We start from the raw sequence: 14,677 nt of genomic DNA on the forward strand, positions 1-14,677 counted from the left end.
ACGTTGACGGCCGCTCCCCGACGGCTGTGGGACCCGCTGGAGGGACCGGTGTCGCTGCGGTCATCAGGGTCGCGGTGGCGGGTGCCACTACGGGGTCGGGCAGGAGGAGGCCAGCTTCTGCTCCTGCTCGGTCAGGGCCGGGGCGGTGCCGGCCGGGGCGGTGGCGATCTTCTTGCAGACCTCCGCCTGGGCACCCAGCTTCCTCACCTGGTCCTCGGCGTCCGCCAGGCTGTCGGCCTGGATGGTCTTGGTGACCTGGGTCTGCTGGTAGGCGGGGAGGAACTTCAGCTCCACCTCGCCGTGCGCCTGGTAGACCTTCGACAGGTCGAGCCCGGCCAGGGTCTGGTTGATGCCGCGGTAGACCGCGACGGAGTTGCCGGAGGCACCCACGTAGTACTGGCCCTGGGTCCAGCGCCAGCCCGCGTAGCCGCCGGCCCCGAGCAGGCCGAGCAGCACCAGCAGGGACAGGCTCAGCTTGAACCAGCCGAACTTCTTCTTCCGGCGCCGCGAGGGCGGGGCCTGGGCCTCGGTCTCCTCGTACTCCTGCGGACCCGACGCGCCGTCAGCCGCCCCGTACCCCTCGGCCGGGCCGAAGCCCGGCTGCCCGCCGTAGCCGTCGGCCGGACCGAAGGCGCCCTGCGGGCGTCCCAGTCCGGCGGCCCGGCCGGCCGCGGTGTTCGGCAGCGCGTGGTCGGCGGCGGGCGGGGTGTCCGCCACCGCGCCGACCACCACGGGGACGTCGGCGTAGCCGGCGCTGTGCGGGTCGGTGGCGCCGACGTCGATGACGTCGGCGACCACGCAGGTGATGTTGTCCGGCCCGCCGCCGCGCAGTGCCAGCTGGATCAGCTCCTGGACGGTCTGCTCGGGGGAGTAGAAGCTCCCGAGCGTCTCCTCCAGGGTCTGGTGGCTGACCGGTCCTGACAGACCGTCGGAACAGATCAGGTAGCGGTCGCCGGCCCGGACCTCACGGATCGACAGGTCGGGCTCGACCTGGCCGCGGCCGTCCAGCGCCCGCATCAGCAGCGAGCGCTGCGGGTGGGTCTCGGCCTCCTCGGGGGTGATCCGGCCCTCGTCCACCAGCCGCTGCACCCAGGTGTGGTCCTGGGTGATCTGGGCCAGCGAGCCGTCCCGGAGCAGGTAGGCCCGGGAGTCGCCGATGTGCACCAGGCCCATCCGCTGCCCGGTCCAGAGCATCGCGGTGAGGGTGCAGCCCATGCCTTCGAGGTGCGGGTCGTCCTCGACCATCTGCCGCAGGCGCTCGTTGGCGCCCTGGACCGCCTCGTTCAGCAGGGTGAGCAGGTCGGCGCCGGGCACATCCTCGTCCAGCCGGACGATGGAGCCCAGCACCTCGGAGGAGGCGACCTCACCGGCGGCGGCGCCGCCCATGCCGTCGGCCACCGCCATCAGCCGCGGCCCGGCGTAGCCGGAGTCCTCGTTCCCCTCCCGGATCAGCCCCTTGTGCGATCCGGCGGCGAAGCGCAGCACGAGAGTCATGCGGTCCGGGCCCTCCTTCGGGTGGACGGTGTGCTGTCCCTCATGCGCTGCTACTTCCGCAGTTCGATGACGGTCCTGCCGATACGGATCGGCACGCCCGGCTGGAGCGGAGTGGGCACGGTGAGCCGCTGCCGCTCCAGATAGGTGCCGTTGGTGGAGCCTAGATCCTCCACCGTCCACTGCCCAGTCTGATCGGGGTAGATCCTGGCATGCCGGGACGAGGCGTAGTCGTCGTCCAGCACGATCGTGGAGTCGTGGGCCCGGCCGAGCGTGATGGTCTGCCCCTGGAGGGCGACCGTGGTGCCCGCCAACGAGCCCTGCACGACGACGAGTTGGGTCGGCGCGCCACGGCGCCGGCCCGGAGCGGGGGCGGCCTGCGGCGGCGGGCCGGCGTGACCACCGCCACCCGTGGCGGCGGGAGCCGGGGCGGCCGTGCGCCGGGCGGCGGCGCGTTGGTTCACCTTGGTGCCGAACAGGTCACTGCGGATCACCTGGACGGCGACGATGACGAACAGCCAGAGCACGGCGAGGAATCCGAGCCGCATGACCGTCAGGGTCAGTTCTGACATGACCGGGCGATCACCCTTCGACCTGTCGGTAGACGATGGTGGTGCTGCCCAGGACGATCCTGGAGCCGTCGCGGAGCGTAGCGCGCTGGGTGTGCTGCCCGTCCACCACGATGCCGTTGGTCGATCCCAGGTCGAGCACCATGGCCGGGGTCCCGGGGCGGATCTCGGCGTGCTTGCGGGAGACCCCGGGGTCGTCGACCCGGATGTCGGCCTCGGTGGAGCGGCCGAGCACGCAGGCGTTCCCGGTGATCTGGTGCCGCTGCCCGTTCATCTCGATCCAGCGCCGGGTGGCCGGACCACCGTGGCCGGCGCCCGGGAACGGCCGGACGTTGCCGCCCTGCTGAGGGGGCGTCGGGGGCATCGACGGGGGTGCGACGGGCGGTGGCGGCGCCCCGTACGGCGCTGCGCCGGGCTGCTGCCACGGTGCGCCGGGGGCCGGCGGGGTGGGCTGCCGGTCGTAGCCCTGGTGCGGCTGCGGCGGTGCGGGCGCGACGGGGCCGGCCGGCGGCTGCTCGGAGGCGAGCGTGCGGCTGCGCACCCGGTAGAGCCCGGTGTCCAGGTCGTCGGCCTTCTCCAGGGTCACCTGGAGCGGGCCCATGAAGCTGTACCGCTGCGCCTCGGCGTACTCCTGCACCATCCCGGCCAGCTCGTTGCCCAGCTGACCGGCGTACGGGCTGAGCCGCTCGTGGTCGTGCGGGGAGAGCTCGACGATGAAGTCGTTGGGGACGACGGTGCGGTCGCGGTTCCAGATGGTGGCGTTGTTGTCGCACTCCCGCTGGAGCGCTCCGGCGATCTCCACCGGCTGCACCTCGGACTTGAACACCTTGGCGAAGGTGCCGTTCACGAGACCCTCGAGCCGCTGCTCGAACTTCTTCAGTACTCCCACTGGGGCACCCCCTTCCAAGGGCGTTCGGTCCGGCCGCGCGCGGGCGCGATTGCGGTACTTCCGTACTGATCGTATCCACGCCGGGGCCGTCCCCACGGTTCCCCCGGCGCGGCGGGGCGCAAGCCAGGGCTACCCGCAGGGTGCCCCGCTCACCCCTCGCTCACCCGTTCGCCTGCACCCGACCGGCCCCGACCGGCGGCGCTCCACAACAGTGGCCCGCTCCGGTTGCGGGGTGCCCGGGGAAGGGATTCGTAGGTTCGGGTCGAGGCGTGCTAATGTTTCTCATGTCGGAAGGGGCGCCCGAGAGGGAGCCGAACGGAAGACCAACGAGGCCAAGGCCGAGAGGGTCGGAAGGACCGGAAGACAAACACCCTTGCGCGGGTGGCGGAATAGGCAGACGCGCTGGATTCAGGTTCCAGTGCCCGAAAGGGCGTGGGGGTTCAACTCCCCCCTCGCGCACAGCGAAGCCCCGCAGATCTTCGGATCTGCGGGGCTTTCTCGTTCTCCGCTGTCGGTGGCCCGATCCGGAGGCCGGCCGGTGTGAGCGGGCTCACGCCGGGGTCGGGGCTCCCGGGGCGAGGCTCGGATCACTCCCCGGCGACCGGCAGCTCCGCCCGGACCAGGAAGCCGCCTTCGGCCGTCGGCCCGGCGGTCAGTGTGCCGCCGAGGCGTTCGGCCCGCTCGCGCAGGCCGACCAGCCCGTGGCCACCGCCGGGCAGGGTCTCGGCGGCGGCCGGGACGCGGGCCGGTGGCCCGTTCCGCACCTCGACCAGCAGCCGGCTGCCGCAGGTGAGCAGCCGGACCTCGACGGCGGCCTCCGGCGCGTGCTTGGTGATGTTGGTGAGCGCCTCCTGCACGGTGCGGAAGGCGGCCCGCTCGACCGCCTCCGGCCAGGGCCGGTCCCCCGACGCCAGTTCGGAGCTGACGGGCAGTCCGCTGCCCTCGATCAGCCGGGGCAGGTCGGCCAGCCGGGGCTGCGGGGACAGCGGATCGGCCGGGCGGTCGCCGCCGGGGGACTGCGCGGCGGCCCGCAGCACGCCCACCATCTGGCGCAGCTCCTCCAGGGTGCGCACCGAGAGCTCCCGGATGGTCCGGGCGGTGGTCCGGGTGGCCGGGTCGGTGGCCGAGACCTGGAGCGCGCCGGCCTGGATGGAGATCAGGCTGACCTGGTGCGAGACCACGTCGTGCATCTCCCGGGCCAGCCGGGCCCGCTCGGTGGAGAGCACCCGCTCGGCCAGCAGCCGGTGCTCGCGCTGCCGGCCCTCCGTCAACTCGGCCAGCCGCTCGGCGAGTTCCTTGCGGGTGCGGGCCAGCAGGCCGAGGGCGGCCGGGCCCGCCCCGAGCATCACGCACTGGATGGCGTAGAGCGCGTTGTCCCGGTCCAGGGCCAGCGGGTGGTCCTCCAGCGGCCAGTGGAAGAACTCCACCAGGGCGAAGACGGTGGCGCTGACGGTGGGCGCCCGCAGGCCCGGCCGGTACGCGGCCACCGAGTAGACCGCGATCACCGGGGCGATCCAGATGTAGTTCAGGAAGGTGCCGGGCAGCACCAGCACCATGGTCAGCAGCGGGTACCGGCGGCGCAGCAGCAGCGAGCCGGTGGCCAGGGCGGAGAGCAGCAGCTCCCACCAGGTCGAGCCGGCCGCCACCAGGGCGGCGTCCACCCCGGCGGCCAGCACCGGGAGCAGCAGCATCAGCCAGGGCGCGGTGGTCCAGGGCGCGCAGAGCCAGGCCGGCCGGGCCCGGCCGGGGGTGGTCACGCCTCGGGCCGGGGCGGGGTGCGGACCAGCCCGGCCCGGTTGGCCACCACGGCGGCCTGCACCCGGTTGGCCGCGCCGAGCTTCCCGAGGATGGCGCTGATGTGGTCCTTGACGGTGCCGGTGCCGAGGAACAGCCGGTCGGCGATCTCGGCGTTGGACAGGCCCTCGCCGAGCAGTGCCAGCACGTCCAGCTCACGGCCCGTCAGACCGCGGGTGAGCGCGGCGGCCTCGGCGTCCGGGCCGCCGCCCTCGACGTAGCCGCTGATCACCGTGCGGGTGACGGTGGGCGAGAGCACGCTGCCGCCGGCCGCCATCACCCGGACGGCGTGCACCAGTTGCTCGGGGGCGGTGTCCTTGAGCAGGAAGCCGGCCGCCCCGGCCCGCAGTGCGGTGCCGATGTACTCGTCGGTGTCGAAGGTGGTCAGCATCGCCACCGCCGGGGGGTAGGGCAGGGCGCGCAGCCGGCGGAGCACCGAGATGCCGTCCAGGTCGGGCATCCGGATGTCCAGCAGGACCACGTGCGGCCGCAGGGCCGAGACCCGTTCCTCCGCCTGGCCCCCGGAGCAGTCGCCGACCACCTCCAGGTCGGGTGCCGAGCCGACGATGAGGCCGAGGCCGGAGCGGACCAGGATCTCGTCGTCCACGATCAGTACGCGGATGGCCGTCATGGCCGTGCCTCCTCGCGCGCGCGGGTATGAGGGTGTGGGAGCGCGTGCGTTTCGAGCCTAGGGGCAGGCCGGGGCGGGCGTGGCGTCGGTCGGGGGGAGAGCACCCCCGCCGTTCGGCGGGGTTGCGAATCCGCTGCCTGGTTCACGTAATTCTCATGCCCGGTGGGCAACCATGGTCGTGGGGGCGGGCCCAGGCCCACCGGCCAGTGTTCGCGCGGATGCGCCCCGTCACCTGATCGTTTGGAATTGAGCTGTGTCCTCCACCGTGAAGCCGGAGCCCGCGTCCGACCCCGCCGAGCAGACCGGCGCCCTGGAGCGGCTGGCCGCGCGCTGGCGGCCCCGGGCGGCCGGGTTCACCGTCTGGTACCTGCGGCTGCTGGCCCTGCTGAACCTGATCGCGGTGCTCGCGGTGCCGTTCAAGAAGCAGGTGCAGACGCACAACAAGGACGAGTACTTCACCCCGTACCTGATGACGGCCGGTCTCACCTCGGTGGTCCTCTCGCTGCTGCTGGCGGTCGCCATGCGCCGCCGCAAGCGCGCCGCCTGGATCTTCAACACGGTGCTGTCCGGGTTCTTCTTCACGGGCTACATGCTGTTCATGGTGGTCTCGCCGGACGGGCGTCACTTCAACCACCACCCCTTCAACTACTTCTCCACCGTGCTGACCGGGCTGTTCTTCCTCGCCCTGCTGGTCGGTGCGCGGGAGTTCACCTCCAAGGGAGACCGCTCCAACCCCAAGTCGGCGGTGGCCGCCTTCCTGGCCGGCCTGCTGGTCGGCGGCGGGATAGGCGCGCTGCTGGTCGGCTGGACCAACGACCTGGCCGGCTCGGACTTCGGCGACCGCTTCCGCTACTCGGTCGGCCGGATGGTCACGCTGCAACCCTCGGCCCACATGCAAGAGGTGATCAAGGTCCCCGGCTGGGTGAACACCGGGATCAACGTGATGGCCGCGCTGCTCCTGCTGCTGGTGGTCTACGTGGCCTTCCGCTCGCCGCGCGGCGAGGAGCTGTTGACCCCGGAGGACGAGCAGAAGCTGCGCGGGCTGTTGGAGAAGCAGGGCGCCCGGGACTCGCTGGGGTACTTCGCGCTCCGCCGGGACAAGGCGGTGATCTTCTCGCCGAGCGGCAAGGCGGCCGTCACCTACCGGGTGGTCGGCGGCGTCTCGCTGGCCTCCGGCGACCCGATCGGCGATCCGGAGGCCTGGCCCGGGGCGATCGAGTGCTGGCTGGCCGAGGCCCGCGAGCACGCCTGGGCCCCGGCGGTGATGGGTGCCTCCGAGGAGGCCGGGGTGATCTACGCCCGGCACGGGCTGGACGCGCTGGAGCTGGGCGACGAGGCGATCGTCGAGGTGGACGAGTTCTCGCTGGACGGCCGGGCGATGCGGGTGGTCCGGCAGGCGTACAACCGGGTCAAGCGGGCCGGCTACACCGTCCGGGTCCGGCGGCACGAGGAGATCCCCGAGGCCGAGATGGCCGAGCTGGTGGAGAAGGCGGACCGCTGGCGGGACGGCGCCACCGAGCGCGGCTTCTCGATGGCGCTCGGCCGCCTGGGCGATCCGGACGACGGCCGCTGCGTGATGCTGGAGTGCCATGACGGGGACGGCGAGCTCCGGGCCCTGCTGAGCTTCGTGCCGTGGGGGCCGGACGGGCTCTCGCTGGACCTGATGCGCCGTGAGCGGGACACCGAGAACGGCCTGATGGAGTTCATGGTGATCGAACTGCTCCAGCAGGCCAAGGCCGTCGGCCTCCAACGGGTCTCGCTGAACTTCGCGATGTTCCGTTCCGTTTTCGAGCGCGGTTCCAAGCTCGGTGCCGGGCCGGTGCTCCGGCTCTGGCGTTCGGTGCTCGGCTTCTTCTCCCGCTGGTGGCAGATCGAGTCCCTGTACCGGGCGAATGCGAAGTACCGCCCGATTTGGGAACCGCGCTATCTGCTCTTCGAGAAGAGCGGTGAGATTCCGCGGATCGGCATCGCCAGTGCCCGGGCCGAGGGCTTCATCACCGTGCCCAGTCTTCCCGCCCTGTTCCGGCGTCGGCACGCCCGACCGGCAGTCGCCCCAGCTGGTGCTCCGGCCGCGCTGCCGGCGTCGGAACGCGACGGGGATCGGTAACCCTCCGCCGGGGGGCGGAGGGAGACCGGGCGGACCCGGCCGACCGGGGGAGGAATCGGGGTCGGGGTCCCTCTGGAGGATGACCCCCTATTCGGCTTGCAAGCTGATGCGGCCCGTTTAGTGGATACCTACTGTGGAGGTAGTGGGCCGCGAAAGCCTGGTGGCCGTCGGTAATGCGAGGCCGACAATACGGAGTCGGCATTCCGGTGCCGACGTTGCGCAGTGAACGGGGACGTCAGTGAACGAACAGCGCACGGGGCCGATCGGCCACGTACGACGGGCGGCCGTCGCGGAGTGGGGCACGCTGTACTCCACGGTCCGCGCCGAGCTGGTCCGGAAGAAGTTCGCCGCCGTCCCGCTGGCCACCACCGCGACGCTGCTGGTGCTGCTGTTCAGCATCGTCCAGCACCTGCCCGGCGGGGAGCGCTTCGTCACCCACGTCGGGGTGGTCAAGGCCGCGCTGCCGCTGGACGTCTCGTTGCTGCGCACCCCCCTCTCGCTCTACGTCCCCGCGCTGGACCTGCCGGTCTGGGGCGCGCTGGCGCAGGTCTTCCTGGTCTTCGGGATCGCCGAGCTGGTGCTCGGACGGCGGCTGACCCTGGTGGTGGCCTACGCCTGCACGCTGGCCGGCACGCTGTTCGCCCGGATCGGCGTGGCGATCGGCCCGGACCACCTGTTCGGCTTCCCGCCCGAGGTGGCGCACGTCCGGGACACCGGGCCGTCGGCGGCCGTGGTGGCGCTGGCGGTCGTGATCGCGTTCCGCTGCCGGGCCTGGTTCACCGGGGGGCTGGTGGCCGCCGTGATGATCGGCGAGGCGATCGTGCTGCCGAACCTGGCGGGCCTGGAGCACGTGGCCGCCCTGGTCGCCGCCGCGCTGATCGCCGCCGCGATGGAGGTCTTCGGGGACTTCTGGCCCCGGGTGCTGGCCGGGGTCACCGCGGCCACCTCGGTGGCCACCGAGGCCCGCCGCCGCCGGGTCTCCGTCGCCCCCTGAGCGCGCCGCCGCCCTTCGAGCGGGCCGGCCACCCCTGAGCGGACCCCGAGCCGACCCTGACGCCGTGTCAGGGTCGGCTCCGCCGTGCGGGGGCTCAGCTCCGGGGCAGGGCCATCTCGAACCAGACCACCTTGCCGACCGCCTTGCGGGCGGTGCCCCACTTCTCGGCCAGCTTGCTCACCAGGTTGAGCCCGCGCCCGTGCTCGTCCAGCTCCTCGGAGGGCTCCAGCGAGGGCAGGTTGTGGTTGTCGTCGCTGACCTCGACCAGCAGCTTGTCCACCCGGATCAGCTGGAGCTGGACGTGGTCCCGGGCCACCCGGACCGCGTTCGTCACCAGCTCGCTGACCAGCAGCTCCACCGTGTCGGTGAGGCCCTCCAACTGCCAGACGGCCAGCTGCTCGCGGACCAGTCGGCGGGCCCGGCGGACCTCGGCCTCACCCACCGTCAGCTCCCAGGTGGCCACCTCGGTCGGCGGGACCCCGTCGAAGCGGGCCACCAGCAGGGCGATGTCGTCCTGCCGGTCCTCCGAGTGGAGCCGCTCCAGCACCACGTCGCAGGCCTCCTCGGGGGTCTGCTTGGGGTCGATCAGGTTCCCGCACAGGGCGGCCAGGCCGGCTCCTATGTCCCCGCCCCTGACCTCGACCAGCCCGTCGGTGCAGAGCACCAGCATCGAGCCGTCCGAGACGTCGATCTTCTTGGCCACGAAGGGCACGCCGCCGACCCCGATCGGGGCGCCGGCCGGGATCTCCAGCAGCTCGCCGGTGCCGTCGGGGTGCACCAGCACCGGCGGGACGTGGCCGGCGCTGGCCAGCTCGCAGGTGCGGTTGATCGGGTCGTAGACCGCGTACAGGCAGGTGGCGAGGTGGTCGTCGCCGATCTTGTGGGCCAGGTTGTCCAGGTGGCGCAGCAGCTGGCCGGGCGGCAGGTCGAGGGCGGCCAGGGTCTGCATCGCGGTGCGGAAGCGGCCCATCGCGGCGGCCGACAGCAGGCCGTGGCCCATCACGTCGCCGACCACCAGGGCGACCCGGCTGCCGGGCAGCTGGATCGCGTCGAACCAGTCGCCGCCGACCTCGGCCTTCGGGTCGCCCGGCAGGTAGCGGTGGGCGATCTGCACGCCGGGGATCCTCGGCGGCCTGGTCGGGATCATCGAGCGCTGGAGCGTGGTGGCGGTCTTCGACTCGGCCCGGTGGGCCCGGGCGTTGTCCAGCGAGAGGGCGGCCCGGGCGGCCAGCTCGCGCAGGGTGTCGGCGTCGTCGTGGCCGAACGGGGCGCGGTCGGGCAGCCGGAGCAGCTTGAGGATGCCGAGCACGGTGCCCCGGGCGGACAGCGGCAGCACCAGCATCGAACGGTCCATCACCACCGGCACCAGCTCCGGCCCGCCGAGCGAGGCGGCGTAGTCCACCGCCACGTCCGGGTTGATCACCGGGACCAGCACCGGGTGGTTCTCCTGGAGGGCCAGGCCGGGCGGGGTGGAGCGGGGCATCTGGAGCAGCGCGCCCTCCTCCAGCACGTGCTCCCACTCCCCCGCCGTGGCGTTGTAGGCACGGGCCACCCGGCGCAGCGTGGTGGTGTCGGAGGGCGGGGTGGACGGCAGCACCGAGTCGGAGATCAGACCGTCCCGCAGGTCCACGCAGGCGAAGTCGGCGATCCTCGGCACCAGGACGTCGCAGAGCTCGCGGGCGGTGGCGTCCAGGTCGAGCGTGGTGCCGACCCGGCTGCCGAACTCGCTCAACAGGGCCAGTTGCTCGCCGGCCTGACTGGTGGTCAGCACCTCGACGGCGGGGGAGGGCACGACGGACCGGTCGGGCAGCGGGCGGTGCCCGTTCTGCCGGGAGTCGGCGGGCAGGGGGTCGGTGCGGTCGGCGGCGGACTCGATGGCGGGGCCTCCCGGGGTCGGGCCGGTGGAGGGTGGGCCGGCCGGTGGGCCGTTCGGAGCGGGGGCCGCCGGGGCGGCCTGCGGCGGGCCTGCGGTGGCGGGGGCCTGGCCCTGCGGGGGGCCGGGCCGGCCGGGCTGCGGCTCCCCGGGCTGCGGGTCGCGGGGCTGCGGGACGGCGCCGCCGGTCAGCACCTGGAGGGCGCCGGCCGTGGGCCGGGGCGGCTCGGGCGGGCGGCGCAGGGCCCGCGGGCGGTCGGCCCGCTGCTGGGCGGTGCGTTGCTGCGGGGTCGGGTAGCGGCGGCCGAGGCCGGCGGCGGCCCGGGTGCCGGCCGGCTCGTACGGGAGCACCGGGAGCCGGGTGGTCGGGTCGATCCAGAGCGCGGGCAGCCCGGCGGCGGCCAGCGCGCCGAGCAGCCGGGCCCGCCGGGGCCCGGTGGCGTGTGGCGGCAGCAGGCCGGCCAGGGCCTCGGCACCGCCGGGGCCGGCCGGGGTGAAGTCGGGGGTGGCCCGGTGCAGCCCGCCGACCGGCCCGGGGGTCGGGGCGAACGGCAACTGCCGGGCGCCGAGCGCGATCCGGGCGCCGCCGGTGCGCAGCGGCCGGGCGTCGGCGGCCAGCACCAGCAGGCTGCGCCCGGTGGGCTCGGTCAGCGGCCAGGCCCACCAGAGCACGTCCCGCAGCCGCTCCTCGCGGTCCAGCACCGGCATCGCGCCGGCCCACGGGGTGGTGCCGGTCAGGGTCAGGTCGTCCAGGGTGTCGAGCGCGTCGCAGCGGCGCGGCGGGGCGCCGGCCGGCCGGGGGAGGGCGGTCTCGGGGCGCGGCTCGACGGCGGGCAGCAGGCCGGAGGCGGTGCGGCCGCGAGTGACCTCGGCGCGGTGGCCGAAGAGCTCCTCGGCGGCCCGGTTCCAGTGCGCGATCCGTCCGTCGGGATCGACCAGGACGGCGGCCAGTCTCACCAGGGCGGCGACTGACGGCTGATCGGACGACGGTGTGGAGTGGGGCTCGTGCACCATGGATGAGGTCTGCTCCCGCCTGGCTGCCGCTCCTGTGTGGTCGTTCCCGCTGCACCTTCCAGCGAAGCACGGTGGGGGGCGGGACTGAAAGCGAATCGGGGAGATTCGTAAGTATCAGTTGCGTGTCACCTCACGCGCGCCCCCTCCGCACCACCAGCCCCTCCTGTACCCGGTGGGTAGGCTGGCCAGTCGTCCGACCGGGTTGGAGGCTTGGGTGGAGTTGGAGGAGCGGGTCGCCGCTACGGAGTTGGCCTGGCTGACGCTGGAGGTGGACGTCGAGACCCTGCGGGTCGAGATCGACAACTTCGCGCTGATCCACCATCAGCTGCTCGGGCCGCTGTACGCCCGGCTGGACGAGCTGGACGCCCTGGTGGCGGAGACCGTGGCGGCCCGCACCGGGCGCCCCGAGGACATCCGGCGGGCCGCCGAGGCCCGGCACCGGGTCTCCGAACTCCCGGACCTGGACGCGCTCTTCGACCAGCTGCCGCCCGAGCCGCCGGCCGCCGAGCCGGAGCAGCCGCGCAAGGTCCGCCCCGACCGGGAGGCCCAGCGGCTCTACCGCGAGCTGGCCCGCCGCGCCCACCCCGACCTGACCACCGACCCGGCCGAGCAGCAGCGCCGGGCCGCCTTCATCACCCGGGTCAACGCGGCCTACGCCCAGGGCGACGCGACCGGCCTGGCCGAGCTGGCCGAGGAGTGGTCCACCGCCCCCGAGTCGGCCCCCGCCCCGGGCACCCCGGAGCGCGAGGGCTGGCTGCTCCAGCGGCTGGACTGGCTGACCGTCAAGATCCGGGGCCTGGCGGTCGAGCAGGTCCGGCTGGAGAACAGCTCGATGGGCGAGCTGCTCCGGCTGGCCCCGCAGGAGCCGGAGCGGCTGCTGGAGGAGCTGGCCGAGCAGCTGCTCGGCCGAGCCGCCGACCGGCAGGCCGAGCTGGAGCGGCTGCTGTCCGCAGCCGCGGACGGAGACCCCGACGCCGGTGCCGGTGCCGGTGCCGGAGCCGGTGCGCGGCCCGCGGCGGGGCAGAATGGCGGGGACCGCCAACGGACCCAGGAGACCGAGATGTTCGCCCAGCTCCCCACCACCGATGCCGCCTCGGTGCCCGCCGAAGCCCCGCTGCTCGACGTCCGCGAGCAGGACGAGTGGGACGCCGGGCACGTGGACGGCGCCCTGCACATCCCGATCGGCCAGGTGGTGGCCCGCCTCGACGAGCTGCCGGACGGGAAGCTCTACGTGATGTGCCGGGTCGGCGGCCGGTCCGCACAGGTGGTGCAGTACCTGGTCCAGCAGGGCCGCGAGGCGGTCAACGTGGACGGCGGGATGTTCGCCTGGGAGGCGGCCGGCCGCCCGATGGTGAGCAGCGACGGTCGCGAAGCGTTCGTCCTGTAGCACCTTCCCCGCAGGTGGGCGCTGCGGCAGGATGACCTCCGGCACACCGGTGCCGGAGGGAGCTGCCGCCGTGCGTACCTGGTCCACCCCGGCAGCCGCCGTGCTCGTGCTCGCGGGTGCGGTGCTGCTCGGCGGCACCGGCCTCTTCCTGTCCGCGCTGTTCCTGAACTCGGCCCCGTCGAACGCCTTCTCCGACCGGTACCGGGCGCAGCTGGACGCGGTGGTGTACCCGGAGTTCGAGCAGAACTGGAAGCTGTTCGCGCCCAATCCGCTCCAGCAGGACGTCGCGGTGGAGGCCCGGCTGCGCACCGTCGCGCCGGACGGCACCGAGGCCGGCGAGCAGACCGGCGAGTGGCTCGGCCTGACGGCCCGTGACATCGCCGCCGTCCGGGGCAATCCGGCGCCCAGCCACCTGGACCAGAACCAGCTCCGCCGGGCCTGGGACTACTACGACTCCACCCACCCCGAGGACGGCACCGCCCCCGGCCCCCGGGCGGAGCCGGCCGAGCGGTACCTCAAGCGGACCGCGCTCCAGCGGATCGGCCCGGCCCCGGAGGGGCGGCGGGCGTACGAGGTGCAGCTGCGGGTGGTGACCACGGTGCTGGCGCCGCCGGCCTGGAGCCGTGAGCAGGTGGACACCGCGCCGCACTACCGCGAGCTGCCCTGGTGGCCGGTGGACGAGGACGACCTGCGGGGGCTGTGGTGACCCCCGCCGAGCTGACCCCCGCCGGTCCGGCCCCGGCCGCGCAGCCCTCCGCCGCGCAGCCCTCCGCCGGTCCGGCCCCCGCCGGCCCGGTCACGGGCCACCCCGGGCTCCCCGAGCAGCGGTCCGCCGCAGCCGCCCCGCCCCCCTGGCGCCGGGCGGCGGAAGCTTTCTCCTCCCGCACCCTGGGTCGCCACCAGGCGGCCGTGGTGCGGATCGGCTTCGGCCTGGTCTGGGCCGCCTTCCTGATCCGCGAGTGGCCCAACCGCCGGGTGCTGTACGGCGACCTCTCCCCGTGGTCGGACGCGCTGGCGTCCGCGCTGATGGCGGAGAACGGCGCCTTCTCGGTGCTGCCCTGGTACTCCGGTCGGCTCTGGTTCGAGCTGGTCTACCACCTGGCGATCGTGGCGGCGGTGCTGTTCGCGCTCGGCTGGCGGACCAGGGCCAGCGGAGCGGTGTACCTGGTCACAGTGGTCTCGCTGCAGAACCGCAGCGTCTTCGTCGGCGACGGCGGCGACAACGTGATCCACCTGATCGCGATCTACCTGGTGTTCACCCGCTGCGCCGAGGTCTGGTCACTGGACGCCCGCCGCGCCGCCCGGACCGGCGGGAGCCGGGGCGCCCCCTGGCTCTGGGCGCTGCTCGGCCTGCCGCTGCTGGCCGGTCCCGGCCCCTGGCCCTGGCCCCGGCTGCTGCTGCTCCTGCTCTGGCTGACCGCGGCGCTCTGGTGGGGCGTCAGCCGCCGCTCCCCCGACGGCGAACCGCGCGCCGTGCTGGACGCCCTGGCGAACATGACCCACCACTGCGCCCTGCTGGTGATCGGCGCGCAGGTGGTGCTGGTCTACGCCACGGCCGGCTGGTACAAGGTGCAGGGCTCGCGCTGGCAGGACGGCACCGCGCTGCACTACCCGCTGCACCTGGACTACTTCACCCCCTGGCCGGCCCTGTCGGCCCTGGCGGCCGGCTCGCTGGTGGCGGTCTTCCTGCTCACCTACGGCACGGTGATCCTCCAGGTGGCCTTCCCGTTCACCCTGCTGAACCGCCGTCTGAAGAACGTCCTGCTGGCCCTGTTGGCGCTGGAGCACCTGGGCATCGCGGTCCTGCTGGGCCTGCCGTTCTTCTCGCTCACGATGATCGCGGCGGACGCGGTCTTCCTGCCGACCGCCGCGCTGCTGTGGTGCGAGCGGAGAATCCGCGGCCGGAGGGTCACCCCGGTCTAAGCTGT

General features: G+C 73.7%; 11 protein-coding genes and 1 tRNA gene. 6 read left to right on the top strand and 6 right to left on the bottom strand.

What is annotated here, in order from left to right; all coding sequences use genetic code 11:
* Window positions 1-87 precede the first annotated feature (87 nt).
* Genes ACIRBX_RS06710 through ACIRBX_RS06720 form a run of 3 tightly spaced genes read right to left on the bottom strand, consistent with a single transcriptional unit; the run spans window position 88 to window position 2,949 of the window.
* Window positions 88-1,494 carry a PP2C family protein-serine/threonine phosphatase gene (locus ACIRBX_RS06710; protein ID WP_402294118.1) on the bottom strand — a complete coding sequence of 469 codons (1,407 nt, stop codon included), beginning with the start codon at window positions 1,492-1,494 and terminating at the stop codon, window positions 88-90.
* Between the two features lie 50 nt (window positions 1,495-1,544).
* Complete coding sequence (locus tag ACIRBX_RS06715; RefSeq protein WP_402294119.1) at window positions 1,545-2,063, bottom strand: FHA domain-containing protein; 519 nt, start codon at window positions 2,061-2,063, stop codon at window positions 1,545-1,547.
* 10 nt (window positions 2,064-2,073) lie between these two features.
* Window positions 2,074-2,949: an FhaA domain-containing protein gene (locus tag ACIRBX_RS06720; RefSeq protein WP_402294120.1), complete on the bottom strand. Its 876-nt coding sequence runs from the start codon at window positions 2,947-2,949 to the stop codon at window positions 2,074-2,076.
* A gap of 375 nt (window positions 2,950-3,324) precedes the next feature.
* On the opposite strand from ACIRBX_RS06720, the gene ACIRBX_RS06725 reads away from it, so the two are divergent.
* Window positions 3,325-3,408: transfer RNA gene (locus ACIRBX_RS06725), tRNA-Leu, on the top strand.
* Between the two features lie 128 nt (window positions 3,409-3,536).
* Here ACIRBX_RS06725 and ACIRBX_RS06730 read toward each other — a convergent pair.
* Both ACIRBX_RS06730 and ACIRBX_RS06735 read right to left on the bottom strand, forming a co-directional pair.
* Complete coding sequence (locus ACIRBX_RS06730) at window positions 3,537-4,706, bottom strand: sensor histidine kinase (protein ID WP_402294121.1); 1,170 nt, start codon at window positions 4,704-4,706, stop codon at window positions 3,537-3,539.
* Window positions 4,703-5,374 carry a response regulator gene (locus ACIRBX_RS06735; protein ID WP_402294122.1) on the bottom strand — a complete coding sequence of 224 codons (672 nt, stop codon included), beginning with the start codon at window positions 5,372-5,374 and terminating at the stop codon, window positions 4,703-4,705. The genes ACIRBX_RS06730 and ACIRBX_RS06735 overlap by 4 nt, the downstream gene beginning before the upstream one ends.
* Before the next feature lie 310 nt (window positions 5,375-5,684).
* Here ACIRBX_RS06735 and ACIRBX_RS06740 point away from each other — a divergent pair, with 310 nt between their 5' ends.
* On the top strand, window positions 5,685-7,481 hold the full coding sequence (locus ACIRBX_RS06740) for a phosphatidylglycerol lysyltransferase domain-containing protein (RefSeq protein ID WP_402295256.1): 1,797 nt from the start codon (window positions 5,685-5,687) through the stop codon (window positions 7,479-7,481).
* 238 nt (window positions 7,482-7,719) lie between these two features.
* Window positions 7,720-8,475, top strand: a complete 756-nt coding sequence (locus ACIRBX_RS06745) for a hypothetical protein (RefSeq protein WP_402294123.1) — start codon at window positions 7,720-7,722, stop codon at window positions 8,473-8,475.
* A gap of 94 nt (window positions 8,476-8,569) precedes the next feature.
* On the opposite strand, the gene ACIRBX_RS06750 is transcribed toward ACIRBX_RS06745, so the two are convergent.
* Window positions 8,570-11,362 carry a SpoIIE family protein phosphatase gene (locus ACIRBX_RS06750; protein ID WP_402294124.1) on the bottom strand — a complete coding sequence of 931 codons (2,793 nt, stop codon included), beginning with the start codon at window positions 11,360-11,362 and terminating at the stop codon, window positions 8,570-8,572.
* A 214-nt stretch (window positions 11,363-11,576) separates the two neighbouring features.
* Between ACIRBX_RS06750 and ACIRBX_RS06755 the strand changes: the two genes are divergently transcribed.
* From ACIRBX_RS06755 to ACIRBX_RS06765, 3 genes are all read left to right on the top strand, one after another.
* On the top strand, window positions 11,577-12,749 hold the full coding sequence (locus ACIRBX_RS06755; protein WP_402294125.1) for a rhodanese-like domain-containing protein: 1,173 nt from the start codon (window positions 11,577-11,579) through the stop codon (window positions 12,747-12,749).
* Between the two features lie 70 nt (window positions 12,750-12,819).
* A complete protein-coding gene (locus ACIRBX_RS06760; protein ID WP_402294126.1) occupies window positions 12,820-13,455 on the top strand; it encodes a DUF5819 family protein in 636 nt (211 codons plus the stop codon).
* Window positions 13,452-14,672, top strand: a complete 1,221-nt coding sequence (locus ACIRBX_RS06765) for an HTTM domain-containing protein (RefSeq protein WP_402294127.1) — start codon at window positions 13,452-13,454, stop codon at window positions 14,670-14,672. The genes ACIRBX_RS06760 and ACIRBX_RS06765 overlap by 4 nt, the downstream gene beginning before the upstream one ends.
* Window positions 14,673-14,677 lie beyond the last annotated feature (5 nt).

The sequence above is a fragment of the Kitasatospora sp. NPDC096147 genome (genome assembly GCF_044763225.1).
Classification (GTDB): Bacteria; Actinomycetota; Actinomycetes; order Streptomycetales; family Streptomycetaceae; genus Kitasatospora.